At 63.6% G+C, this 23852-nt stretch carries 30 protein-coding genes; 16 read left to right on the forward strand and 14 right to left on the reverse strand.

What is annotated here, in order from left to right:
• Nucleotides 1-33 precede the first annotated feature (33 nt).
• Complete coding sequence (locus ACSQ3Z_RS27080) at nt 34-339, reverse strand: hypothetical protein (RefSeq protein ID WP_436174350.1); 306 nt, start codon at nt 337-339, stop codon at nt 34-36.
• Between the two features lie 14 nt (nt 340-353).
• On the opposite strand from ACSQ3Z_RS27080, the gene ACSQ3Z_RS27085 reads away from it, so the two are divergent.
• The 5 genes from ACSQ3Z_RS27085 to ACSQ3Z_RS27105 all read left to right on the forward strand — a co-directional run bounded on the left by ACSQ3Z_RS27085 (nt 354) and on the right by ACSQ3Z_RS27105 (nt 1922).
• Entirely contained in the window at nt 354-563 is a 210-nt protein-coding gene (locus ACSQ3Z_RS27085; protein ID WP_006203031.1) for a cold-shock protein, read from the forward strand.
• A 176-nt stretch (nt 564-739) separates the two neighbouring features.
• On the forward strand, nt 740-967 hold the full coding sequence (locus ACSQ3Z_RS27090; protein ID WP_120016079.1) for a hypothetical protein: 228 nt from the start codon (nt 740-742) through the stop codon (nt 965-967).
• A complete protein-coding gene (locus ACSQ3Z_RS27095; protein WP_436174351.1) occupies nt 967-1374 on the forward strand; it encodes a hypothetical protein in 408 nt (135 codons plus the stop codon). The genes ACSQ3Z_RS27090 and ACSQ3Z_RS27095 overlap by 1 nt, the downstream gene beginning before the upstream one ends.
• Before the next feature lies 1 nt (nt 1375).
• The gene (locus ACSQ3Z_RS27100) at nt 1376-1534 is read left to right on the forward strand and encodes a hypothetical protein (RefSeq protein WP_436174352.1); all 159 of its coding nucleotides are present in this window, start codon (nt 1376-1378) and stop codon (nt 1532-1534) included.
• 4 nt (nt 1535-1538) lie between these two features.
• Nucleotides 1539-1922 (forward strand): YkgJ family cysteine cluster protein, encoded by a 384-nt coding sequence (locus ACSQ3Z_RS27105; protein ID WP_436174353.1) that lies wholly within the window; start codon nt 1539-1541, stop codon nt 1920-1922.
• A 186-nt stretch (nt 1923-2108) separates the two neighbouring features.
• Here ACSQ3Z_RS27105 and ACSQ3Z_RS27110 read toward each other — a convergent pair whose 3' ends face one another.
• Nucleotides 2109-2327, reverse strand: a complete 219-nt coding sequence (locus ACSQ3Z_RS27110) for a hypothetical protein (protein ID WP_436174354.1) — start codon at nt 2325-2327, stop codon at nt 2109-2111.
• A 142-nt stretch (nt 2328-2469) separates the two neighbouring features.
• On the opposite strand from ACSQ3Z_RS27110, the gene ACSQ3Z_RS27115 reads away from it, so the two are divergent.
• The 4 genes from ACSQ3Z_RS27115 (at nt 2470) to ACSQ3Z_RS27130 (ending at nt 5594) form a co-directional block, all read left to right on the forward strand.
• A complete protein-coding gene (locus ACSQ3Z_RS27115; protein WP_436174355.1) occupies nt 2470-4035 on the forward strand; it encodes a winged helix-turn-helix domain-containing tetratricopeptide repeat protein in 1566 nt (521 codons plus the stop codon).
• Nucleotides 4036-4143: 108 nt separating this feature from the next.
• The gene (locus tag ACSQ3Z_RS27120) at nt 4144-4410 is read left to right on the forward strand and encodes a rhodanese-like domain-containing protein (RefSeq protein WP_436174356.1); all 267 of its coding nucleotides are present in this window, start codon (nt 4144-4146) and stop codon (nt 4408-4410) included.
• Between the two features lie 148 nt (nt 4411-4558).
• Entirely contained in the window at nt 4559-4747 is a 189-nt protein-coding gene (locus ACSQ3Z_RS27125) for a DUF1059 domain-containing protein (protein ID WP_436174357.1), read from the forward strand.
• A 235-nt stretch (nt 4748-4982) separates the two neighbouring features.
• Nucleotides 4983-5594 carry a LysE family translocator gene (locus ACSQ3Z_RS27130; RefSeq protein ID WP_436174358.1) on the forward strand — a complete coding sequence of 204 codons (612 nt, stop codon included), beginning with the start codon at nt 4983-4985 and terminating at the stop codon, nt 5592-5594.
• Between the two features lie 12 nt (nt 5595-5606).
• Here ACSQ3Z_RS27130 and ACSQ3Z_RS27135 read toward each other — a convergent pair whose 3' ends face one another.
• Together ACSQ3Z_RS27135 and ACSQ3Z_RS27140 are read right to left on the reverse strand one after the other, a co-directional pair.
• A complete protein-coding gene (locus ACSQ3Z_RS27135) occupies nt 5607-5993 on the reverse strand; it encodes a nuclear transport factor 2 family protein (RefSeq protein ID WP_436174359.1) in 387 nt (128 codons plus the stop codon).
• 2 nt (nt 5994-5995) lie between these two features.
• Nucleotides 5996-6451, reverse strand: a complete 456-nt coding sequence (locus tag ACSQ3Z_RS27140) for an OsmC family peroxiredoxin (protein WP_436174360.1) — start codon at nt 6449-6451, stop codon at nt 5996-5998.
• Nucleotides 6452-6598: 147 nt separating this feature from the next.
• Here ACSQ3Z_RS27140 and ACSQ3Z_RS27145 point away from each other — a divergent pair, with 147 nt between their 5' ends.
• On the forward strand, nt 6599-7207 hold the full coding sequence (locus tag ACSQ3Z_RS27145) for a TetR/AcrR family transcriptional regulator (protein WP_436174361.1): 609 nt from the start codon (nt 6599-6601) through the stop codon (nt 7205-7207).
• A gap of 307 nt (nt 7208-7514) precedes the next feature.
• On the opposite strand, the gene groL is transcribed toward ACSQ3Z_RS27145, so the two are convergent.
• From groL to ACSQ3Z_RS27160, 3 genes are all read right to left on the reverse strand, one after another.
• Complete coding sequence (groL, locus tag ACSQ3Z_RS27150) at nt 7515-9170, reverse strand: chaperonin GroEL (RefSeq protein WP_436174362.1); 1656 nt, start codon at nt 9168-9170, stop codon at nt 7515-7517.
• Nucleotides 9171-9232: 62 nt separating this feature from the next.
• Nucleotides 9233-9529 carry a co-chaperone GroES gene (groES, locus tag ACSQ3Z_RS27155; RefSeq protein ID WP_006203049.1) on the reverse strand — a complete coding sequence of 99 codons (297 nt, stop codon included), beginning with the start codon at nt 9527-9529 and terminating at the stop codon, nt 9233-9235.
• Between the two features lie 310 nt (nt 9530-9839).
• A complete protein-coding gene (locus ACSQ3Z_RS27160; protein WP_436174363.1) occupies nt 9840-10607 on the reverse strand; it encodes an SDR family NAD(P)-dependent oxidoreductase in 768 nt (255 codons plus the stop codon).
• Between the two features lie 105 nt (nt 10608-10712).
• On the opposite strand from ACSQ3Z_RS27160, the gene ACSQ3Z_RS27165 reads away from it, so the two are divergent.
• Nucleotides 10713-11609 (forward strand): LysR family transcriptional regulator, encoded by an 897-nt coding sequence (locus ACSQ3Z_RS27165; RefSeq protein WP_436174364.1) that lies wholly within the window; start codon nt 10713-10715, stop codon nt 11607-11609.
• Nucleotides 11610-11615: 6 nt separating this feature from the next.
• Here the strand turns inward: ACSQ3Z_RS27165 and ACSQ3Z_RS27170 are convergent, their stop codons facing one another.
• Nucleotides 11616-12242 (reverse strand): TetR family transcriptional regulator, encoded by a 627-nt coding sequence (locus ACSQ3Z_RS27170; protein ID WP_436174365.1) that lies wholly within the window; start codon nt 12240-12242, stop codon nt 11616-11618.
• Nucleotides 12243-12371: 129 nt separating this feature from the next.
• Here ACSQ3Z_RS27170 and ACSQ3Z_RS27175 point away from each other — a divergent pair, with 129 nt between their 5' ends.
• From ACSQ3Z_RS27175 to ACSQ3Z_RS27185, 3 genes are all read left to right on the forward strand, one after another.
• Complete coding sequence (locus tag ACSQ3Z_RS27175; RefSeq protein ID WP_436174366.1) at nt 12372-13556, forward strand: MFS transporter; 1185 nt, start codon at nt 12372-12374, stop codon at nt 13554-13556.
• 69 nt (nt 13557-13625) lie between these two features.
• The gene (locus tag ACSQ3Z_RS27180; protein WP_436174367.1) at nt 13626-14906 is read left to right on the forward strand and encodes a D-arabinono-1,4-lactone oxidase; all 1281 of its coding nucleotides are present in this window, start codon (nt 13626-13628) and stop codon (nt 14904-14906) included.
• On the forward strand, nt 14903-16036 hold the full coding sequence (locus ACSQ3Z_RS27185) for an alanine racemase (RefSeq protein WP_436174368.1): 1134 nt from the start codon (nt 14903-14905) through the stop codon (nt 16034-16036). Before ACSQ3Z_RS27180 ends, ACSQ3Z_RS27185 begins: the two co-directional genes overlap by 4 nt.
• A 4-nt stretch (nt 16037-16040) precedes the next feature.
• Here ACSQ3Z_RS27185 and ACSQ3Z_RS27190 read toward each other — a convergent pair whose 3' ends face one another.
• A complete protein-coding gene (locus ACSQ3Z_RS27190) occupies nt 16041-16835 on the reverse strand; it encodes a class I SAM-dependent methyltransferase (RefSeq protein ID WP_436174369.1) in 795 nt (264 codons plus the stop codon).
• Between the two features lie 74 nt (nt 16836-16909).
• On the opposite strand from ACSQ3Z_RS27190, the gene ACSQ3Z_RS27195 reads away from it, so the two are divergent.
• Together ACSQ3Z_RS27195 and ACSQ3Z_RS27200 are read left to right on the forward strand one after the other, a co-directional pair.
• Nucleotides 16910-17764, forward strand: a complete 855-nt coding sequence (locus ACSQ3Z_RS27195) for a hypothetical protein (protein WP_436174370.1) — start codon at nt 16910-16912, stop codon at nt 17762-17764.
• A 65-nt stretch (nt 17765-17829) separates the two neighbouring features.
• Entirely contained in the window at nt 17830-18768 is a 939-nt protein-coding gene (locus ACSQ3Z_RS27200; protein ID WP_436174371.1) for a bifunctional helix-turn-helix transcriptional regulator/GNAT family N-acetyltransferase, read from the forward strand.
• Between the two features lie 90 nt (nt 18769-18858).
• Here the strand turns inward: ACSQ3Z_RS27200 and ACSQ3Z_RS27205 are convergent, their stop codons facing one another.
• From ACSQ3Z_RS27205 to ACSQ3Z_RS27225, 5 genes are all read right to left on the reverse strand, one after another.
• Complete coding sequence (locus ACSQ3Z_RS27205) at nt 18859-19692, reverse strand: AraC family transcriptional regulator (protein ID WP_436174372.1); 834 nt, start codon at nt 19690-19692, stop codon at nt 18859-18861.
• A gap of 113 nt (nt 19693-19805) precedes the next feature.
• Nucleotides 19806-20825 (reverse strand): LacI family DNA-binding transcriptional regulator, encoded by a 1020-nt coding sequence (locus ACSQ3Z_RS27210; RefSeq protein ID WP_436174373.1) that lies wholly within the window; start codon nt 20823-20825, stop codon nt 19806-19808.
• A 69-nt stretch (nt 20826-20894) separates the two neighbouring features.
• Nucleotides 20895-22004 carry an ABC transporter ATP-binding protein gene (locus ACSQ3Z_RS27215; protein ID WP_436174374.1) on the reverse strand — a complete coding sequence of 370 codons (1110 nt, stop codon included), beginning with the start codon at nt 22002-22004 and terminating at the stop codon, nt 20895-20897.
• 30 nt (nt 22005-22034) lie between these two features.
• The gene (locus ACSQ3Z_RS27220) at nt 22035-22907 is read right to left on the reverse strand and encodes a carbohydrate ABC transporter permease (protein WP_436174375.1); all 873 of its coding nucleotides are present in this window, start codon (nt 22905-22907) and stop codon (nt 22035-22037) included.
• Nucleotides 22900-23826, reverse strand: coding sequence for a carbohydrate ABC transporter permease (locus ACSQ3Z_RS27225; protein WP_436174376.1), 927 nt, complete (start codon nt 23824-23826; stop codon nt 22900-22902). Before ACSQ3Z_RS27225 ends, ACSQ3Z_RS27220 begins: the two co-directional genes overlap by 8 nt.
• Nucleotides 23827-23852 lie beyond the last annotated feature (26 nt).

Below are 23852 nucleotides of genomic sequence, written 5' to 3' on the forward strand. Positions count from 1 at the left end.
CGTCCTTTTTGTCAGCCTTTCCTGAAATTGCTCTCATGAATTGCTGACCCTATCAAAATGCGTGAGGGCCAGGATGGTTCCCACCTTCTTGCGATTTTTTTTTAGCCGGCGCTTGGGCCTTGACTTCGGATTGCGACCGACCGACGACCTTGCGGCTGCCGTCACCAGAACAAGAAATTTGACATGGCGGCAAAAGAAGTCTACTAGAAGTTTGTCGATATTTGTTTGCCCGACTTTTGTTATCCGCGCGCCAAGCGCGCCTTTGACGAACTTCCTCCCATCAAAAATCGAGACAAACGCTGTTGTGCATTCGCATGACGGTGAACGAATATTTGCCATGGAAAGGGTTCGTTATGAGCACTGGCACAGTAAAATGGTTCAACGCCACCAAGGGCTTTGGCTTTATTCAGCCTGACGACGGTTCGGCCGACGTTTTCGTCCATGTTTCGGCCGTCGAGCGTGCCGGAATGCGCACCATCGTCGAAGGCCAGAAGCTTGGCTACGAGATGGTTCGTGACAACAAGTCGGGCAAGATGTCCGCCGATCAGCTCAAGGCTGCGTAAAAACGGAATTCAGCCTTCCCGGTGACCACGGATGTACTGGCATCGGTAGATGGCGAGAGGAGGGTCAGGCGCATGCCTGACCTTTTTCGTTTCCGGCAGTTAATTGTGCGCCGCAGGTCCCTTGGTATGTGCTAAAGCACGCGCCAAGGTGGATCCCCCGAACCAGGAAGAAGAAGATGTCCCTTACTCCGAAGGCATCCGGCGACGAGGCCGAGCAGCTTTTCAGCAAGACCCGGACGCAGTCGATGTCGCTCAATCGCATCATCTCCGAACGGGATGCAGTCAGCGAGGCCCGGGAGGCCAAGACCGCGCGGCTGCGCGAACTGCGCCTGGAAAAGGAGGCCGACGACAGGGCGGCTGCCCTCGTTCTGGCCGCCATGCCGAAGCGGGCGGGCAAACGCTGATGGCCACCAAGCGCGTGCCGCCAACGCCGATCGCCGGCGACGCGACCATTGCCGACATGGTCGAACTCCTCGACAAGCCGGTCGAATTTGTCCGGCGCGTGCTGGAAAAGCTGGAACGCTGCAAGCGCGCCCATGGCGATGCCCAGGTGCGCGTCGGTGTGCGTGGCCGCGCCGAAGCCCCGAACTATCTGATCGAATATGTGCGCGAGGACAGCAAGACGCGCGAACGGGTGACTTATCAGGACGCAGCCTATAGCGGCAGCACGCATCGCGAATTGGCGCCGCATCACATCGAGGAGGCCAGGAACTGGTCGCCCGAGGAAATGAACATCACGGCGGTTTCGGCGCTGATCGGCCGCCTGCGCAATCCGCGCGCGCCGTCATCGCGTTTCTCTGACGAGGACTGACATGGCCATAAAATTTTCCGCCAAGGACCAGCCGGCAGCGCCGGCCGCCACCGCCAAGCCGGCCAAGCCGGCTGCAGCGCCGAAGACCGACGAACCGGTCGCAACCGATCTGTTCAAATCGCCAGCGGATGCGCCCCGGAAGACGGCCAAGAAGAAATAGCGTCTTGCCGCACGACACCGACCGCAATCCCGTCGCGCCGGGCCTGCTTGCCCTGGCGGCTGCCGCGGGCTTTGCCGCGGCCGAGGAAGGGACCGGTCCGGCCCTGTTCGACTGCCAGGCCTGCGGCGCCTGCTGTTCCTATTCGGCAGAATGGCCGCGCTTTTCCACCGAGGACGACGCGCAGCTCGACCGCATCCCGCAGAAATTCGTCGCGACCGACGAATCCGGCATGCGCTGCGACGGCGTGCGCTGTTCTGCTCTGTCCGGCGAGGTCGGCAAGCATACTGCTTGCGGCATCTATGACGTCCGCCCCGATGTCTGCCGCGCCTGCATGCCCGGCGGCGACGATTGCCTGATGGCGCGCAAGGCGCACGGGCTGCCGCTGTAACTGCCGATCTCCCCCCAATGCCCAATGTGGGGGCTGAGGAGTGGTACGCGTAGCGGACGGAAAGCCTTTTGCTTGGCTTTCGAATGACGATGGCCCGGCAGGCCAGAGCGCGGCGCTGTCCCGCCAGGCTATGAACCAGTATCCAAGACGCGCTAGAGCAAGTTTCGAACCCTCAAATAGAGCAGCTCACCAGGTGGGATCCCGACCTTCGAGATCATCGTCCGGGACGACCTGCGGCTGGCGACGGAGACTGGTGTAGGGGGCCACGTAGGTCATGTTGAGCGCATCAGCCACCAAACCGGATATGGCGGCAAGCGATGCGCCGATTTCGAACCTCGGGAAGCTTAGCCGTGGCAGGTTAAGGCGGCGGATGGTGATCGGGGCGGCGGTGGAGATGTCGGTCATGGTGTCCTCCTGCGACGGTGAGAATGACACCGCTTCCCACTCAGGTCCTTGGCTCGGACCTGAATAGTCCTGAACAGCCCTGAAGTTCGCCTTCAGGACCGTCTTGGGTTATCCTAGCCCCCGAGGGAAGGGTTCTTGGCAAATGGACTTGGAGTTCGGGAACTATCGCCTGAAACGCGCCGAACGGCTGCTGCTTGGGCCCAAGGGGCCGATGGTGCTTTCGGCGCGATCCTTCGACATCCTCGCCATGTTGCTGGAGAGGCCGGACGAGGTGATCGGCAAGACCGAACTCTTCGATGCGGTCTGGCCCGGCCTGGTGGTGGAGGAGAACACGCTGCAGGTCCACATTTCGGCGCTGCGAAAACTGCTGCCCGCCGAGATGATCGTAACCGTGCATGGTCGCGGCTATAAATATGCCGGCCCCAAGCCCTTCGTGGCTGCCACAGAAGCTCCGGCGCCGCCCAGACCCTCCATAGCCGTTCTTCCCTTCGACAACATGAGCGGCGACCCGGAGCAGGACATTTTCTGCGAAGGATTGGCGCTCAACATCGTCGCCAGCCTGGGGCGCTTTCACGAGTTGTTCGTCATCGACAGGTTTTCGACTCTGGCCTACCGGAACCGGCCGGTGACATCGGCTGAGGCCGCGCGTGAACTTTCGGTTCGCTACATTCTGGAGGGAAGTGTTCAGAAAGCTGGGGATCGCATCCGCGTCTCGGTCCAACTTGTCGACGGAGCCGAGAGCCGGCAGCTTTGGAGCGAGACCTATGACCGGCAACTGACGGATATCTTCTCGGTCCAGGACGAAATCACCGGGACGATCATCGGCACGCTTGCGTCCGGCTATGGCGGCAGGCTCGGCAAGGCCTGGCGTGACCGAAGCAAGTCCGCCGGACTCGAGAGTTTCGTCGCCCTGGACCATCTCCAGCGCGCCATTGATGCGTGCCGTCTCACCAAGGAAGGAGAGAGCCTTGCCAGGGAGCATCTGACCAGGGCAATCGAATGTGATCCGAGACTTGCCAAGGCCTATAGCAAAATGGCATTGAGTCACACGGTCGACGCCTGTTGCGGCTGGGCCGATGACTATGACGTCTCGATGGAGCTGGCCCGCCGATGGGCAGTGGAGGCGATTGCCTGCGACGACGGCGATTCCTGGTCCTATTGGGCTTTCGCTAACTATCATTTGTATTCATTGAATCATGGCGCGGCACTTGAGGCCTTCCGGAAGGCCCTCGAATGCAATCCCAACGACGCCGACGTGACGACCGACTACGCTCTTTGCCTGAGCTATGCAGGCAGGGCGGAAGAGGCCATCGAGCACGCACGAAAGGCCATGCGCCTCAATCCGTTTCATTATGAATGGTACACTTCCCAACTGGGCCAGATCTATTTCGATGCCCGCCAATATGACAAGGCCACCGCCACCTTCGCCAGCCTGCGCTCGCTGGATAGCGCCATCATGCGTATCTATCAGGCCGCCAGCTTCGCTGCCGCCGGGAACCTGCAGCAGGCCCAGAAATCGGTGAAACGCGCTCTCGAACTCGATGCCGGCGCCACGCTGGAAGAATGGACCGATCCGAAGCTCGCGCCCTATGGTGATGCCGCTTACCTTGAGCATTTTCGCAAGAATCTCCGCAAGGCCGGCCTGCCAGAGGGGGCCGCGCACATAACGAAAAACCCTCCATCGCCGTTCTACCCTTCGACAACATGAGCGGCGACCCGGAGCAGGACTATTTCAGTGAAGGGATTAGCGAAGACATCATCGGCGAGCTTGGGAAATTCAGGGAGTTTCTGGTCATTGCGCGGAGGCGCGATTAGCGTGCCGCTCAGCGAACTGGAAGCACTGCTCTCCGAATTCGATCTCAACCGCGAGGTCGTGGCCTACTGCAGCGGGGCCTATTGCGTCATGTCATTCGAGGCTGCGGCCCTGCTGCGTGCGCAAGGATTCAAGGTGCAGCGGCTTGAAGAAGGCCTTCGGAGTGGCGAGCTCCTGGATATCCGGTTGAAGGATCTGCCCGACAGTTGGGCTAAGGCTTTCGAGCAAGCAACAAGACGGGTTCCCGCTGCGGCCGCAGCACTTCAGTGACTAGCCCCGCCTGCTCCAGAGCTGCAAGAACATCGCCGTGGGGTGCCGGATCCCGCAGTGGCCCGGGTGGTGGGTCAGTTTGAAATCCAGTTGACAAAGATTGCCGTCACTCGCCTGCATGAGGGGTTTCTAAAAAATGGAGGCAGTGATGGCTTACACGTATCGGTGCAGGGACTTTCCTGGGATGGAGGCTTGTCCCGCGAGCTTCACGGCAGAGAGCGCGTCAGAGGTCATGAAACACGCCGAGCTTCACGCCGAAGTTGCCCACGGCGAGGACCCAAAGCAATGGTCGAAAGAGGACCGGGACCAAGTCCAGAAGCTGATCGCCGCTAGTTAGGCTCGCTTCCTGTAGGGACCGCGCATGTCGGCCCCGACGGCCAGAAGTCCGAGCATAAACGCAGCGACCTTCGCCCATGGCCCGTCGCGTCATTTCGCTGCGCAGCGGAATTTGGTCGCTATCGGGGCATAGCGGACTCTGGCCAGCCTGCCTCCGCCTTCGCTCATCGCCCCGGCTTGTGCCCCGGCCCCTTGCTGGATACCTTGCCGGCGGGCAGGGCAGCGGAGGATCAAACGTGAGCATCGAATTCCTGTTGACGTCGCTGATCGTCGTGGCCTCGCCCGGCACCGGCGTTCTCTACACCCTGAGTGCCGGCCTGTCGCGTGGCGCGCGTGCCTCGATCGTCGCCGCCTTCGGCTGCACGCTGGGCATCATCCCGCATATGGCGGCGGCCATCACCGGACTGGCGGCGCTGCTGCACACCAGCGCGTTGGCTTTCGAGACGTTGAAATATCTCGGCGTCGCTTATCTGCTTTACATGGCCTGGAACACGCTGAAAGAGAAGGGCGGCCTGAGCGTCGACCAGGACGACGCGCCGCGCTCGGCCGGCAAGGTCATCACCTCCGGCATCCTGGTCAACATCCTCAACCCGAAACTGTCGATCTTCTTCTTTGCCTTCCTGCCGCAATTCGTCAGCACCACCGAACCGCACGCGCTGTCGAAGATGCTGGAACTGTCGAGCGTCTTCATGCTGCTCACCTTCGTCGTCTTCGTCGGCTACGGCATCTTCGCCGCCTCGATCCGCAGCCACGTCGTGTCGCGGCCGAGGGTGCTGACCTGGATGCGTCGCACCTTCGCCGGCGCCTTCGTCATGCTCGGCGCCAAGCTGGCGCTGGCGGACCGGTAGCGCCCCTTGGCGCTACCCCTTGACGTAGCCCATCGCCTCGACGATCCGCCCGCCGTCTACACGCATCAGATTGACGCCGCGCAGCGAGTTGCCGTCGGCCATGAAATAGCGCCAACGGATCGTCGCTCGCTCGCCGGCGACGAAGGTCTCCTCGATCTCGAAGCGGGTGCCTGGCTGGGTGGCGATCACCGACCACAGCCCGACGCATGCCGCCTTGCCGGCATGGCGCGCGCCGTCCGGCGCCGGCACCGTGTTCTCGATCACGCAATCCTCGGCCACCAGTTCGGCAAGCGCAGTGGGATCATGCCGTTGGAACACGTCGTTGAAGCGCCGCATGATCTCGGCCGTCTGGCGGGACAAATCATTCGCGGCGATGTCCATGATAAGCTCGCGTGTCATCGTCATTCTCCTGGTTGGTCATCGACGGCGTCAACGAGCACGGCCTTGAGGGTGATATTGGCCACGCCGGCAAGCGCGCGCGAGACCAGGCAAATCGCCTTGGCGGACTGCGCAAGCCGCTCGAATTCCTCTGCCCCGAGTTCCGCCACCTCCGCCTGCGTTTCGAGTTCGATGCGGGTGATCGTCGGTCCGGCCGCGGTCGCGCCGAGATGCACTTTCGCCGTGGTGCGGATGTTCCGGGGGACGTGGCCGTGCTGGCCGAGGATGGCGGTCATGGCCATCGAGAAGCAGCCGGCATGGGCCGCCGCGATCAGTTCTTCCGGATTGGTGCCCGGACCGTTGTCGAAACGCGACGGGAAGGAGTAGGCGCCTTCGAAGACGCCGCTGCCCAGCCGAAGCCGGCCCGAACCTTCCTTCAGCGCACCTTGCCACTCGGCCGAAGCCTCACGAATCGTCATTGGGTTCCTCCATGGGTTCGATGGGTGTTGGACGGGTATCGACAGCTTCCTATCACTCCCGATATGTAGACCGATCTACATAGTATGTAGACCGATTGTCATATTGCCGGCAAGGCCTATAATGGCTCTCTCCTCACAGAGGCTGACATGGCGAACGACACCCGCACCCGCATGATCGAGGCGACGGCGCTGCTGATTGGGCAGCGCGGCTATCACGGCACCTCGCTCAACGACATATTGAGCGCCAGCGGCGCACCGCGCGGTTCGCTCTATTTCCATTTTCCGGGCGGCAAGGACCAGCTGGTCGTCGAGGTGACGCGCGACAGCGTCGCCAAGGTGACCGAAAGGTTGGGAGAGGACCTTGCCGCCGAAACGAACCCGGCTGTGGCCGTCCACCACATCTACCAGTCGGTTGCCCGCATGCTGGAGGACAATGAATTCACGCTCGGCTGCCCGATCGCGCCCGTGGTGCTGGATTCACCGGCGAACTTGCCGGAACTGGCCGAACTGTGCCGCTCGGCCTTCGAGCAGTGGATCGGCCTGCTGCGACAGGCCTTCGTCAGGGCAGGGGTGCCCGAACGCCGTGCGCATGCCTTGGCGCTGCTGGTCGAATCCTCGCTGGAAGGGCTGATGGTGATTGCGCGCGCCACCCGTGATCGCGCCCCGCTGCTGGCCGTGGCCGACGAAGTCGCGGCGCTGGTCGAGTCGGCCGTGCTGGCCGGCGAAGTGCGGCAACGCGCGGAGGTCGCCGTCTGAGGCGCGAGTCCAGGGCGTCGGTTTCCCGACCGGAATTTTGTTGGCAAATTGCCTGGGAAAGGTCAGCTGCGAAAGGTGGCTGCGGCTAAAGGCCGACATCTGTTGGGTTTTTGGCCAGGCGCGCATGGTCGCGCGCTCAGAGTCGGTTGGTGCAGCAGAACAAATCTGCCCATGAAAAAGGGCGGCATTGCTGCCGCCCTTTTCGTATCTGAAGGCTGATAGGCGCTGGATTAGAAGTCCATGCCGCCACTCAAGCCCGCTTGCGGGCTTGAGTAACTTGGATTCATGGGCGTGCTTTATGGACTTCTTAGAAGTCCATGCCGCCCATGCCGCCCATGCCGCCGCCGCCCATGCCGCCAGGCATGCCGCCGCCAGCCGACTCCTTCTTCGGAGCCTCGGCGATCATGGCTTCGGTGGTGACGAGCAGGCCGGCGACCGAGGCCGCGTCCTGCAGAGCCGTGCGCACGACCTTGACCGGATCGACGATACCCATGGCGATCATGTCGCCATATTCGCCGGTCTGGGCGTTGTAGCCGAAGGTCGCGCCCTTGTTGTCGAGGATCTTGCCGGCAACGATCGAAGCTTCCGCACCGGCGTTGGCCGCGATCTGGCGGGCCGGAGCCTGCAGCGCGCGACGCACGATGTTGATGCCGGCAGCCTGGTCGGAGTTGGCGCCGGTGGCCTTGAGGTTGGCCGAAGCGCGCAGCAGGGCCACGCCACCGCCAGCGACAATGCCTTCTTCCACGGCCGCGCGGGTCGCGTTGAGGGCGTCATCGACGCGGTCCTTCTTTTCCTTGACTTCGACTTCCGTCGCACCGCCGACGCGGATCACCGCAACGCCGCCCGCCAGCTTGGCGAGACGCTCCTGCAGCTTCTCCTTGTCGTAGTCCGAGGTGGTCTCCTCGATCTGCTGCTTGATCTGGGCAACGCGGCCCTGGATCTCGGCCTTCTTTCCGGCGCCGTCGACGATGGTGGTGTTCTCCTTGGAGATCGACACCTTCTTGGCGCGGCCGAGCATGTTGAGGCCGACGTTCTCGAGCTTGATGCCGAGGTCTTCCGAGATGACCTGGCCACCGGTCAGGATGGCGATGTCTTCCAGCATGGCCTTGCGGCGATCACCGAAGCCCGGCGCCTTGACGGCGGCGATCTTCAGGCCGCCACGCAACTTGTTGACGACCAGCGTGGCCAGGGCCTCGCCTTCGACGTCTTCCGAGATGATGAGCAGCGGCTTGGAGGTCTGCACGACGGCCTCGAGAACCGGCAGCATGGCCTGCAGGTTGGAGAGCTTCTTCTCGTGGAGCAGGATGTAGGCGTCCTCGAGATCGGCAACCATCTTGTCGGCGTTGGTGACGAAGTAGGGCGACAGGTAGCCGCGGTCGAACTGCATGCCTTCGACGACTTCGAGTTCGGTCTCGGCGGTCTTGGCTTCCTCGACCGTGATGACGCCCTCGTTGCCGACCTTCTGCATCGCTTCCGCGATCATGGCGCCGACCGACTCGTCGCCATTGGCCGAGATCGTGCCGACCTGGGCGACTTCCTCGGAGGTCTTGATCTTCTTGGCGGCCTTGCCGAGCGCCACGACGACTTCGGTCACGGCCAGATCGATACCGCGCTTCAGGTCCATCGGGTTCATGCCGGCGGCAACCGCCTTGTGGCCTTCCTGGACGATCGCCTGCGCCAGAACCGTCGCGGTCGTGGTGCCGTCGCCGGCGATGTCGTTGGTCTTCGAAGCAACTTCGCGGACCATCTGCGCGCCCATGTTCTCGAACTTGTCCTCAAGCTCGATTTCCTTGGCGACGGTGACGCCGTCCTTCGTGATGCGCGGGGCGCCGAACGACTTGTCGATGACGACGTTGCGGCCCTTGGGGCCGAGCGTGACCTTCACCGCGTCGGCGAGGATGTTGACGCCGCGCAGCATGCGCTCACGGGCGTCGCGGGAGAATTTTACTTCTTTGGCAGCCATGTTTAGCTCCTGGCAGGGGCTTTGATCGAGCCCGCAGATTTAGATGACGGTGAGGCCGATATTCAGCCGATGATGCCCATGATGTCGGATTCCTTCATGATCAGAAGGTCTTCGCCATTGAGCTTGACTTCGGTGCCCGACCACTTGCCGAACAGGATGCGGTCGCCAGCCTTGACGTCCAGGGGGACGAGCTTGCCGGCTTCGTCGCGGGCGCCGGAACCGACGGCGATGATCTCGCCTTCCTGCGGCTTTTCCTTCGCCGTATCCGGGATGATGATCCCGCCGGCGGTCTTGGATTCGGATTCAACCCGGCGAACGACCACGCGGTCATGAAGCGGGCGGAACTTCGACTTTGCCATTTTTTCTTCCTCGAATGAGAACGGTGAGAACTGTTCCTCCGTCCGGCGAAGCCGGACAAACCAAGCCCGGCAGCGCCGGACCCTTGGTTAGCACTCACCAATGGCGAGTGCTAACGTGCCGGTGAAATAGGCTGCTGGTGTGTCGGAGTCAAGGCGCGCCGAGCCACCTGGTCGCGCGAAATTTTGTTTTTCGCGATCGCCCGTTCATGGAACGCGATGATCGCCGCCGGTATCGGCCGCGAAATGCATCCGCTGCGCCGGGTGGGAGCTGTGAAACACGGCGCAGCGGGAAAGTCGAGACGCTTGGAGGCTAGATGTTCATGCCGCCCGACGCCTCGATGCGCTGGGCGTTGACCCAGCGATTGTCGTCCGACAGCAGCGAGGCGATCATCGGGCCGATATCGTCGGGCACGCCGGCGCGGCCGAGCGCGGTCATGCCGGCCACGACGCGATTGATGTCGGCGTCGTCGCGCACATGGCCGCCATTGAAGTCGGTCGCGATCGCGCCGGGTGCCACCGTGTTGGCGGTGATGCGGCGGGAGCCGAGTTCCTTGGCCAGATAGCGCGTGAACACCTCGACGCCGCCCTTCATCATCGCATAGGCGGCCGAGCCCGGGACCGAGAAGCGCGCCAGTCCGCTCGAAATATTGATGATGCGGCCGTCATCGGCGATCAGCGGCAGCAGCGCCTGGGTCAGGAAGAACACGCCCTTGAGGTGGATGTTCATCAGCGTGTCGAATTCCTCTTCGGTCGTCTCGGCGATGGTCTTGCGCAGGCCGGTACCGGCATTGTTGACGAGGAAGTCGAACTGGTCGCGCTGCCAGGTCTCGCTGAGCGTCCGCTTCAATGCCTCGACGAAGGCCGGGAAGGTCGCGACCGCGCCCGTGTCCAGTTGCAGCGCCGCGGCGCGGCCGCCCGCCGCCTCGATCTCCGCGACTGCAGTCTGGGCCTCGTCCGCGCGGGACCGGTAGGTGATCACCAGGTCGATGCCCTTGCGGGCGAGGCTGAGCGCGGTGTTGCGTCCCAGTCCACGGCTGCCGCCGGTGATCAGGGCTATCGGGCGATTGGTCTTGGTCATGGTCGTCTCCATCGATTTGCGATGACCTCTATTTATTCTCCCGCCTGGCGGATATAATCAGGCAAGGATTGCCTTCTCTATTCAGGAAAGACGAACAATCGGAACATGGACAAGCTCGACAGCATGCGCCTCTTCGCCCGCGTCGTAGAGCGGCGCAGTTTCACCGCGGCCGCCGCCGATCTCGGACTGCCGCGTTCCAGCGCCACCTCCGCGATCAAGCAGCTCGAGGAACGGCTGGGCGCGCAACTCCTGCGGCGGACCACCCGCCACGTCACGACGACACTCGACGGCGAGGCCTACTATCAGCGCTGCACCGGCATCCTGGCCGACATCGAGGATGCCGAAGGCAGCTTTGCCGCCAACGAGGTTCGCGGGCGGTTGCGCATCGACGTCAACGGCCACATGGCCCGCACCTTCATCCTGCCGGAACTGCCGGCCTTGCTCGCCCGCCATCCCGGTCTGACCGTGCACATCGGCGAGGGGGATCGCCTGGTCGACCTCGTGCGCGAAGGTGTCGACTGCGTCATCCGCGCCGGTGTGCTTCCCGACAGCGACATGATCGTGCGCCGGCTGGGCACGGCGCGCGAAATCACCGTCGCCAGCCCTGCCTATCTCGAGCGCCACGGCCTGCCGCGCTCTCTCGACGATCTTGCCGGGCATATGATGATCGGCTTCGTCTCCTCGCGCACCGGACAGGTGATGCCGCTGGAGTTCATGGTCGACGGCAAGGTCCGCGAGATCGTCCTGCCGTCGCTGGTCACCGTGGCCAATTCCGACACCAGCGCCACTCTGGTACGGCTCGGCTTCGGCCTCTACCAGGCACCGCGGCTTCGTTTTGCCGATGATCTTGCCGCCGGCCGGCTGGTCGAGCTGCTAAACGACTATCCGCCGACCGCAACGCCGATCTCGGTGCTCTATCCACGCAGCCGGCAGCTGTCGCCGCGCGTGCGGGTGTTCGTCGACTGGCTGGTCGAGATCTTGGCGCCGAAGCTGGATCCGTGAGGTCGATTAAAGAAACAACCGCAGCTGCGCGTGAATAATCGACCTGTAGTCATCGATCGTCCGCCGGCCTTCCTCCTCGTCCTGCGTCAGCGCAAGCCGCACCACCCCGCCGGCAAGCTGGAAGATCAGGAAGACCACGCGGGCGAACTGCTCACGCCGCTCCGGATCGATGAGCGGGCCGACATGCTCGCAGAACATGCTCGCCTGCTGTCTTGTCTCGGCGATGTCGAGATTCTGCAGCGCCTTGTCGGCCTGGATCGCGTTCTGCAGATCCTGAATGGCCGGGTCTTCGGCAACGCGCTCATAATAATCGTCGAGCAGGCGGTCGGCCGCTGCCGTCACGTCGTCCAGCCCACGGATTTCGGCGATGATCGCGCCGAAGCGGGTGCGGCTGACCTCGGAGAAGCGCTCATAGAGCATCGCCAGGATCGCCGATTTGTTGGGAAAATAGTGATAGACGGTGGCGATCGGCCCGCCGGCCAGCGCGCCCACTTCCTTCATCGTGACGGCGTCGATGCCCTTCTCGCCGATCAGCCGCATGGTCGTCGACAGGATCGCGTCGATGCGCTCGCGGCTGCGCTCCTGCTTGGGTTTGCGCCGCGGCTCGGTCGCCAATCGCCTTGCTTCCGTCATGCGTCGGATCTCTCGCCAGAAAGTCCAAATTCCCGGTTGACAAAAAATATGATCAAGTATCAGTTTCCAGAATTGCTGACAGATTGTCAGTTTTTTCGCCGTGCGGCAAGGACGTTGGGGGAGGCGCCTTTGGCATCGAATGCCGGACATCAGGGGAATGGCGATTGGCTGGTTGGCAATCCGACCGGCGCCGAGCTTGCCTCGGCCCTGTGGATCGGTTCGGTTGGCCTGCTCATCCTCGGCCTGCAGCCGGTGCTCCTCGGCGCCCTCTACACCGAGGGCCATGTCAGCGGCGACGAACTTGCTTTGGTCGCGACGGCGGAGATGATCGCCATTGCCGTCGGCTCAGGCGTCGTGGCGATGCTGCTTGCAGCCCGCAACATGCGCTGGAAAAGTGCTGTCCTGCTGATCCTGCTTGCGCTGGCCAATTGGTGGACGGCCTATGCCGCCTCCGCGAATACGCTGATCGCCGCACGCGCCGTGGCCGGGCTCGCAGAGGGCGGTCTGGTGGCGGTCGCCACAGAGCTCATCGCCCGCTCGCGGCGGGCCGAGCGCATCGGCGGCTATTTCGTCACCATCCAGACGCTGATGCAATGCGCGTTGGCGCTGGTGCTCGCCCTCTATGTGATTCCGGCAGCCGGGTCGGCCGGCGGCTTCATTGCGCTCGCCTTGGTTTGCCTGGCGTCCCTGGTGATCGCCTGGAAGGTGCCGGGCAACTATGCCGACCTGCCCAAGGAAGAGAACCTGGCCAATGTGCTGACGCTCCCTTCGATGACCGCGCTCCTGTCGGTCTTCTGCTACTTCATGTTCTTCGGCGCGGTCTGGGCTTTTCTGGAGCCGCTTGGCGCGCAGTACGGCATCGATGGGCGCACCGTCGGCCTGATCGTCTCGGCCAGCCTCGCGGTTCAGGTTCTGGGCGCGATGACGGCGACCGTGTTCGAGGCGCGCATCGATTATCGCCTCGCCATCGCGGCGATCGGTACTGTTGCTTTGGTCAGTTCCCTGGTTCTCGCCGGCGGACCGGGCCTGACGACATTCTGGGTCGCGGCCTTGGTCATGGGCTTCATCCTCTTGTTCGTCGTGCCCTACCAGATCCGCCTGGCGATCACCGCCGATGAGACGCGCACGGCCGTGCTGCTGGTGCCGGCCGCCCAGCTCTTCGGCCTGGCCATCGGCCCGATCGCGGCATCGCTGCTCATCGACGGCAAGGATTTCCGGCCGGTGCCGGAATTCGCCGCCGCCAGCGCGCTTGCCAGCGTCATACTGCTTGGCCTGTTCATCCTCGTGTCGCGGCGCCGCCGCGTCACAGCATGATCCCGAAAAGTGGAAACCGGTTTTCGGAAGAGATCATGGTCCAACAAAAAGCCTGAGCGGGAGGGCGCCATGTCGACCACCTGGAGCAACTGGTCCGGCCTCGTTCGCGCCGAGCCGAAGCTGATCGCCAGCCCGGCCGACACCAATGAGCTTGCCGAATTGGTGCGCGGCGCGCCCGGCCCGCTGCGTGTCGTCGGCGCCGGCCATTCCTTCACGCCTTTGGTGAAATCCGAAGGCACGATCGTCTCGCTGGAGAAGATCGAGGGGCTGGTGTCGCACGACGCGCAGAAACATCAGGCGCGCGTGCGGGCAGGGATCAGGCTCGGCCCGTTGATGCACCTGCTGCAAGGCATCGGCCAGGGCCTGCCCAACATGGGCGACATCGACCGCCAGGCGATCGGCGGCGCGCTCGGCACCGCAACCCACGGCTCCGGGCCGACGCTTGGCGCCTATCACACGCAGCTGGAGACGATGCAGATCGTCGACGGGCTGGGCAAGCTGCGCGAATACTCCAAGGCAGGGGATCAAGAGACGATCCATGCCATCGGCGTCGCGCTCGGCGCCTTCGGCATCCTGACCGAAGTGACAGTGAACAACATGCCGACCTATCGGCTGCGTCGCCGCAAATGGGTGCTGCCGATCGCCGACATGCTGCGCGACTTCGAAAAGATGATGCGCACGCATCGCTCGGCCGAGTTCTACTACATTCCGTTTTCCGGCTACGCGCAGTTCATCGCCAGTGACCTGAGCGATGCAGCGACGACGCTGCGGCCGACCGAGGGCGACGAGGCGGGGCTGCAGACGCTACGCCGGCTGCGCACCGCACTCCGCTGGCTGCCGTCGCTGCGCCGCCGGCTGATCCTGGGCGCCATCGCCAAACTGCCGGCCGAGGATTACGTGCAGGACTGGCTCAACGTCTATGCCAGCGACCGACAAACCCGCTTCAACGAGATGGAATATCATCTGCCCTTCGAGGAGGGGCCGAAGGCGCTGGCCGAAATCATCGCGCTGACCGAGACGCACTTTCCCGCAGTCTATTTCCCGATGGAGGTGCGCTCGGTGGCAGCAGACGAATTCTGGCTCTCGCCGTTCTACAAAAGGCCCACCTGCTCGATCGCCATCCACCACGATGCGGCGAACGATCCATTGCCGTTCATGCGCGCGGCCGAACCGATCTTCCGCAAATATGGCGGCAGGCCGCATTGGGGCAAGATGCACAGCCTGAAGGCGGCGGATTTGAAGAAACTCTATCCGCGCTGGGACGAGGCGATGGCGGTGCGCCGCGACATCGATCCGCAAAACCGTTTCGTGTCGCCCTATATGGCCGGCCTGTTCGGCATCGAGACATGAGCGCCTATTTCGCCGCGCTGTCGCAGGCGTTGAAGGAGGCCGGCATCTTCCAGCCCTGCCTGCTGCTCGACCGCGACAGGCTGGACCGCAATATCGCTCTGGTGAAGGAGAGACTGGACCCTGGCCTTGCCGTGCGGCTGGTCGACAAATCGCTGGCTTGCGTGCCGTTGCTGTCGCACATCGCCAGGGCGCTCGGCACGAACCGCTTCATGACCTTTCATCCGCCGGTGACGCAGGCCGTGCTCGATGCCTTTCCGGACGCCGACATGCTCTATGGCAAGCCGATGCCGGTCGGTGCGGCGAGAGCCATGCTGACGAAAGGCGGAGTGGGGTGGTCGCGCGTCTGCTGGCTGATCGATACGAAAGAGCGGCTGGCCGAATACGGCACGCTGGCGGCCCAACTCGGCATCGAACTGCGCTTCGCTTACGAGGTCGATGTCGGGCTGCACCGTGGTGGGTTCGCGAGCCCGGAAGCCTTGAAGGGGCTATCGATTCCCGAACGGCTGCATTGTCAGGGCATCATGGCTTATGAGGCGCATGCGCCCGAGATTCCCGGCCTGTTCGGCGGCCAGGACGGAGCGCTGAAAAAGGCCTCGGCACTGACCAGGGAGTTCGCCGATTGCCTTGGCGAGGACCAGCGCCGCATCCTCAACATCGGCGGTTCGAAGACGGCGCTGCTCCACAATGGCGGGGTGGCCAATGAAGTGTCGATCGGCTCCGCCTTCGTGCTGCCCAGCGATTTCGACAAGCCGGGGCTCGCCGGCTTCCAACCGGCCGCCTTCATCGCGACGCCGATCCTGAAGGCGGTCGAGCCGGTGCTGCCCGGCCCGGCAGCCCTGTCGCGGATCTTGCGGACGCTCGGCCTGTTCCCGCGCAAGGGCTGCTATCTCTATGGCGGCAAATGGATGGCCGAGCCGGTGTTTCCCGACGGCATGAAGACCAACGGCCTGATCGGCCTGTCCTCCAACCAGCAGTTCATGGGCCTGCCCGGCGATGCAATGGTCAAACCGGGCGACTACGCTTTTCTGAGGCCGACGCAGAGCGAGGCGGTGCTGCAGCATTTCGGTTCTATTGCCGTGCTTTCCGGCGGCAAGATTGTCGACCGCTGGCAGGCTTTGCCGATGGGGTGAGTATCTATCGGCGCGGCTCGCCCAGCACCAGCAGCGGGCAGCGTTCGGCCATCCCGTAGGTCCCGGTCGGGGCGAGGCGGACACGGCTGAAATGGCGGCTTGCCTCCTCAACCAGCACTGCCGCGGTGGCGAAGCTGTAGCTGGCCTGCGACGTCGCATAGACATCGATGGTGCCGATGACTGCCTTGTCCCAGCCGGTGGCCGAGACAAGCTCCTCGCGGTCGGCAAACAGCGCGTCGAACGCCTCGAGGATCGCCTTCACCTTGATGGCGCGGTCCGGGTCGCCGCCGGTGCAACTCATGGCGATCCGCCATTTGAGTTCGTGGAAGGTGGCGACGCCGCCGGCCATGGTGAGTTCCCGCACGGCCGCAAGGTCGTCCGGCGCCTCGGGGCCGGCGAACAGTCGCAGCCCGGCCCGTCCGCCGGGTTTCAGCACGCGCCCGATTTCGGCAAGCAGGTGAAGTCTCGCGGTAGATGAATCGAGCGCCGACAGGCAGCCGTCGCCAATGACGGCATCGACGCTGTTGGAGGCAATCGGCAGGTCCAGCCAGTTGCCGATCACCGCCTTGCGTGTGTCGGTGTCGCCGGGCCAGATGCCGGAGATCATGGCTGCGGATTCATCGACAGCCAGCAGCGTCTTGCCGAGCCCGGCCAGTTCCGGCGTCACGCCCAAAAGCAGCAAATCCGCCGATTGCAGTTGGAGTTCGCGCTCATAGGCCTCGACCGCCTCCGGCGGCGGCCGCAGCGGCGGGCCGAGCAACTGCCAGTGGCGGCGAATTGCATCCCAGTGGCTAGTCATGCAAAACGGCTTGTAGGCTGGTGGCGCACTGGATAGGTCCGGCTGAATGCTTGCTTCGCGCGGTTGGAGAGATCGTGGCCCGCATCGCGGTGATAACGCATGTATACGACCGGTTCCAGCACCGGCGCGGCATGCTGCAGCGTTGGGACAGCCCCTATATGCTGTTCGACATACTGGCGGAGCTGAAAAGGCGCGGCCATTCCGTTCGCATCCTGCCCGGGCCTTCGGCGCGACATGATGCCGATATCGCCGTTCTTCATGTCGACGCGACGGTGACGCCGGCCGACTATGTCGACTATGCGCGCGGCTTTCCCTTCTGCCTCAATCTCGGTGCGACCGACATCTCAAAACGCCGCATCAGCGGCGCCGTCATCGATCAGGATGACGACTGGTCCGGTCCGGTCATCGTCAAGAGCAATCTCAACCACCAGGGAACGCCCGAGCAGCAGCTCAACCGGCACTCCGTGCGCGCCGGCAAGGCAATTCCCTTTCCTAGTAGCGAGGCCTTCGAACAGTACCAGGTCCATGCTTCGCTGGCGGATGTTCCTGCGGAAGTTTTCACGCGCACCAATCTGGTCGTCGAGAAATTCATCCCCGAAGCGGAGCCGGACGGCTTCGCGGCGCGGTTCTGGATCTTCTGCGGCGAGCGCGAGCGCTGCACCCGCTACGTCTCGCCGCAAAGTCTGGTCAAGGGCGACGACACCATTCGCCGCGAGCCCGTTCCGGTCCCCGACGAATTGCGGGCGTTGCGCCAGAAGCTCGGCTTCGACTACGGCAAGTTCGACTTCGTCATGCACGAGGGCAGGGCGGTGCTGCTCGACGCCAACAAGACCCCCGGCCGGGCGAGGGCCCTGTCGAAGATCATCGCCGCCGGCACGGCGAATCTGGCCGATGGCTTCGAGGGGCTGATCCGCCAGGCCGTCAGATAGGCAGCAGCTATTTACTTGACTAAGTCAACTAAATGATCGATCCTGTCCCCGACAGGAGAAACGCCATGACCCTTCATCACCAACCCGGTAAGGAACGGATCGACGCGGTGCGGGCCTTCAATCGCTTCTACACCCGCCAGATCGGGCTGCTCGACGAAGGGCTCCTAAAAAGCGCGTTCTCGCTGACCGAAGCGCGGGTGCTCTACGAGCTGGCGCATCGCGACGGCCTGACCGCCACCGACCTTGTCCGCGACCTTGCGCTTGACCCCGGCTATCTCAGCCGGCTGCTGAAGAAGTTCGAGGAGCGCGGCCTGGTCGAGCGCGCCGCCACCGAGGCCGATGCGCGGCGCTCGTCGATCGCGCTGACGCCGGCCGGAAGGCAGGCCTTCGCGCCGCTGAATCGGGATTCGCACGATCAGGTCGCGGCCTTGCTCGATCGGCTGCCGGCATCCGACCAGGACAGACTGGTCAAGGCCATGCAGACGGTGCAGCGCCTGCTGGGCGGCGACGGTGCCGAGCCTAAAATTCCCTACATGCTGCGGCCGCTGCAGGTCGGCGATATCGGCTGGATCGTCAGACGCCAGGGCATGCTCTACGCGCAGGATTATGGCTGGGACGAGACCTACGAGGCCTTGGTCGCCGAGATCCTCGCGGCCTTCGTCAAATCCTTCGATCCGAAATGGGAGCGCGGCTGGGTCGCCGAGCGGGAAGGGGAGGTCGTCGGCTCGGTCTTTCTCGTGAGCAAGTCGGACGAGGTGGCGAAGCTGCGCCTGCTCTATGTCGAGCCGTCCGCGCGCGGCCTTGGCATCGGCAAGCGGCTGGTCGATGAGTGCATCGGCTTTGCCCGCGCCAGGGGCTACAAGACGCTGACGCTGTGGACCAACGACATCCTCGTCTCGGCGCGCCGCATCTACGAGGCGGCAGGCTTCAAGCTCGCCGAGGAAGAACGCCACCATTCCTTCGGCAAGGATCTGGTAGGCCAGAACTGGAACCTGGAATTGTAGAGTTGGTCCGGCCCTTCGCTATGGCTTCGGTCGTTCGTCGCTTCAATCGACAAATCGTTGTCGATTGATCGGCCTACGGCCGACCACTCCTTACCCCTTCACAGGGATCCAGATCTCCAGCCCGCCATTGCCGCTGCGCGGATCGAATTCGGGGCCGTAGCGCTCGAACTCCGGCGCATCCGCGATCTCGTGGCCGGAGGCCGGCAGCCATTTGTTCCAGATCGTGTTGACGGTGCGGCGGATGGTCGAGATGTGCTCGCGATGCGAAAACACGGCGTATTTCTGTGCCGGCACCCGCACGCGGGAAAAATCCTTTGGCAGGTCGGAGAAATCGGACACCTCGACGCCGGCGACATAGTCGAAATTGCCGGCGTCGTCGCCGTTGACGCAGACGCCATAGGCGACGTCGCCGATCTCGCCCGGAATGTTGCCGATATAGGGACCGAAACGCTGCCAAAGCATCGGGATCGCCGCGCTGCTCTCGCAGCTGTAGCGTTCGCCGAGGCCGGCGATGAGGAAGGGGCGGCTGGTCTCGAAGCGCGGCGGCTCGAGGCTGGCAAGCAGGGATTGGTTCATCAGGATCGGCTCCACGAGATCGAGATTGTCGAGGGTGCCTTGTGCGCGCACCAGTTCCGGCGTGGTGGCGAACTGGTCGCGGAAGGCGCGGGTGAAGGCCTCATGCGAGTTATAGCCGGCGTCGAGCGCGACCGAGAGGATGTCGGGCGCGCCGGCGGCGAGCTTGCGCGCCGCTTCGCTCAGCCGGCGCGCGCGCATGTAGCCCATCACCGAGCGGCCGGTCGCAGCGCCGAAAGCGCGCGTCACGTGGAAGCGCGACACGCCGCTGCTTTGCGCGACATCGTCGAGCGAGACCGCTTCGGGCAGATGGCTTTCGACGAACCACAGCGCCTTCTCGGTCGGGTTCATTTTTCTCCTCGCATTGGCCGGATCATGGTGCCGTTTCGAAGCGCGGCCAGTTTGATCGAAATTGCGCAGCGCGCAAAATCGCACGCGCATCTCGGCGCGATCCGCCAGGCGGTTCAGGAAACAGCCGGAGCCGCGCAAGAGTTCCTTGTGACGAGGGTCGATTTCAACCTGACGGAACGGGGTGCTGTGTGCAATCCGCCGATCCGCTCGACAAGCATCTGCGCGGCCCTGCGGCCAATCTCGTCGCAGGGCTGCGCCACCAGGGTCAGCCGCGGGTCGAAGTAGTTCGCCCACTCGAAGTCGTCGAAGCCCGCAAGCGATATGTCCTGCGGTATTCTGAGGCCCGCATTGCGGATCGCGGCCACGGCGCCGATCGTCGTCTGGTTGTTTCCGGTAATGATGCCGGTCGGCCGGTTTGCCAGCTCCAGCAGGGCAGCGGTCGAACTTTGGGCGGCTTCGAAAGTCTGGTTCGATGGTTGCACCAACGCCGGATCGAAGGCGATCCCGTGACGCTTCAGGCCGAGCCTGTAGCCTTCGATGCGCTCGGTGGTGGTGCTGAAACCGGCATGGCCGCCGATCATGCCGATCCGCCTGTGGCCGAATTCGGCCATGTGCGAAACCAGACTGGCGACGGCCTGCTTGTTCTCGACGCCGACATGGTCGAAGGCCGACGCCGTGTACCTGTCGACGAGTACGGTCGGGATGCCGCTCCTTTCCAGATAGCGCACGGTCGTGCTCTCAGGATCGCCGCACGGGGCCAGGATGATGCCGTCCACCCGTCGCTCCTGCAGCGCCTGGACGACGGCCAGCTCATGGCCGGGCTCGTCGCGCGTGTCGGCGAGGAAAACCAGCAGGCCAAGCCGGGCGCACTCGTTCTCGATGGCGCAGATGATGTCGCTGAAATAGGGATTGGTGATCGCCGATATGGCGATGCCGACATAGTTGCTGACCTTGCGTGCCAGCGAGCGCGCCAGCGCGTTCGGCTGATATCCCGTCGCAGTGATCGCCTCGTTGACGAGAGCGGTTTTCTCGGGGCTGACGAGGCGCGTTCCGTTGATGACGTGCGACACGGTGGAGGTGGACACTCCGGCGCGGCGGGCGACGTCGCTGATCGTTGCAGTCGCTCTCGCCATCCCTTTACCCTCGATGCGGCACCCGCCTGCCGGGAACCGGTCCCCAGTCGCCGGTCCGCAGCCGACTATTCATTGTTGCCGGGCATAATCAATGAGGTTTTCACCGCTGTCGCCGTTGAAGTAATGGACGTGGTCCATATCGATGGAAAACAGCCGGCTTTCCCCAAGCTTTGAACGGTCGCTGGGCGGCAGCCGCGCGATGCATCTGTGATCGCCGGCGCTGAGGTCGAGAAGAATTTCGTGGCCGAGATGCTGGACCACGTCGACATTGAACGCGATCGAATCGGCCCCAGGGGTGGCGCCGGGCTGCAGGATCCTGAAATGCTCCGGCCGCACCCCCAGCGTGACCGTTTTTCCCTGCTGGCCGGCAAGCGCCGCGCGCCGGCACTCCGGAACCTCGATCCGCAACCGGCAGGCCTGGTCCAGGAGGGCTTTGCCGTCGTAGACCAGGCGCAGGAAGTTCATGGCGGGCGATCCGATGAAGCCGGCGACGAACTGGTTGGCCGGCCGGTTGTAGACTTCGAGCGGGGCCGCCGCCTGCTGGATCTTGCCACCGTTCATGACCACGATCTTGCTGCCCATGGTCATCGCCTCGGCCTGATCGTGCGTGACATAGACGGTCGTGGTTCCGACCTCTTGATGCATCTTGGTCAGGAAACTGCGCGCCTCGATGCGCATCTTGGCATCGAGGTTGGACAAAGGTTCGTCCATGAGGAACACGCCGGGACGGCGCACCAGCGCCCGCCCGAGCGCGACGCGCTGCCGCTGGCCGCCGGACAGCGCCTTGGGCAGCCTGTCGAGCAGGTCATCGATGCGCAGCCGCTGCGCCACCTGCCGTATCTGCGTTTCGATCTCGGCTTTCGGGGTTTTCCGGATCTTCATGCCGAACGCGATGTTGTCGCGCACCGTCATGTGCGGAAACAAGGCGTAGGACTGGAACACCATGGCGATGTCGCGGTCCTTCGGCGGCAGCGTGGTCACGTCGCGCGCGCCGATGCGCAGCGTGCCGCCGGTGATCGATTCAAGACCGGCGATCATGTTCAGCGTCGTCGTCTTGCCGCAGCCGGACGGTCCCACCAGCACGGTGAATTCGCCGTCGGCAATGTCCAGGTTCAGCCCGGACAGAACCGGCACCATCGCATAGCGCTTCTCGACGTCCTTCAGGGACACTTCAGCCATTACAAAGTCCTTGTTCCACAGTCATCGAAATCAGCCCTTCACGGCGCCGGAGAGATTGCCGCCCGAGATCTGCCGGTAGGTCAGGATGAACAGGATGACGATCGGCAGTTGCGAGATGACGAGGCCCGCGGCCGGCAGGTTGAAGACGGCAAGGTAGCGGTCGCTGTTCAGCTTCAGCATGCCGACCGTCACCGGGAAATTCTCCTCGCTGTTGAGGAACACCAGCCCGAACACGAACTCCTTCCAGATGGCGATGAAGTTCAGCGTGTAGCCGACCAGGATGCCGGGAACCGACAGCGGCAGGATCACCTTCCAGAAAACCTGGAAGTCGGTCGCGCCCTCGACATAGGCGGCCTTCTCGATTTCCGGCGGGATGGTCGTCATGAAGCCGCGCAGGATCAGCACTTGCAGCGGCATTCCATAGACGCCGTGGACGATGACCAGGCCGATCTTGGTGTCCAGCAGGTGGAATGTGCGCAGCGTATCGTAGAGCGGGATCAGCACCGTCTGCTGCGGCAGCATGAGGCCGGTCAGCAACAGGCCGAAGATCCATTTGTGGCCGGGAACGTTCATGCGGCTGAGCGCAAAGGCGGGGACCAGCGCCAGCGTCACCGCCAGCGCCGACCCGGCCGTGGCATAGATCAGGCTGTTCCTCAAAAGCGTGCCGAAGCCGAGCCCGAACCAGACGTCGATATAGGGCTGGATGGTCGGCGACCTGGGCAAGGCGAACGGCCCGGCCAGGAACTCGGCGTTCGACTTGATCGACGTCATCACGATCAAAAGCAGCGGTCCGAGCCACACCGCCGCCAGCACCAGCATGAGCAGGGTCGCGGCGAGTTTGGGCAGCACCGAGGCGAGGCTGCCACGGCGCATGGCGCCGGCGTTCAAGGTCGCGTCAGACATCGAAGGCACCCTTCAGGACCTTGCCGAGCAGGACGGCTGCCAGCGACCCTGCAATCACCAGGATGACCACGCTGAGTGCCGCGCCGTAGCCGAAGCGGGAGTTCCAGAAACTCTCCATGTAGACGAGATAGCCGAGCACGTTGGTCATGCCGAAAGGGGCGCCCTTGGTCAGCACGGCGATCAGGTCGAAGGCGCGCAGCGATTCAAACAGCGTCAGCATGACGATGATCGCGGTGACGGGGCGCAGCTGGGGCAGAGCGACACTGCGGATCATGCGCCAATGTCCGGCACCCTCGATGCGCGCGGCGTCGAAGGTTTCCTTCGGAACATCGCCAAGGCCGGCGAAGTAGAAGATCATCGGCATGCCGGTGAAGGCCCAGCCCGAAATGACCGCCAGCGTGTAGAGCGCGATGCGGTAGTCGCCGAACCATTCGTGCACCAGGAAGCCGAGCCCGACCGAGCGCAGCAAGGTGTCGAAGGCGCCGAACACCGGATTGAGGATGAGCAGGAACATCAGCCCGACCGCGATCAGCGACATGGTCACCGGAAAGAAGACGATCGTGCGCAGGAGCGATGGCGCAAACACCAGCCGCGCCTTCATCACATAGGCGATCAGGAAGCCGAGCGAGACCGGAAACACCAGCGACACGACCAGCCACTTGGCGTTGTTGACCAGCGCTATGTAGAAATACTTGTCGTGGAGGAGGTAGGCGTAGTTGGCCAGGCCGATGAATTTCTTCTGCGGCGCCATGCCGTTCCATTCGAAGAAACTGAGGTAGATCGTGTAGACGATCGGGTAGCCGATGAAGCAGGCGAACACCAGCAAGGGCACGGCGACCCCGAATACGGTCACGAACACATGCCGGCGGGCGAAGCCGATGAAGGTGCCGTCATCGAAGCGGCTTGCGCTGCTGGCCATGGTTGCGCCTTTCGATTGATTGCGGA

Source organism: Mesorhizobium sp. LjNodule214, assembly GCF_964252735.1.
In the GTDB taxonomy this organism is placed as follows: domain Bacteria; phylum Pseudomonadota; class Alphaproteobacteria; order Rhizobiales; family Rhizobiaceae; genus Mesorhizobium.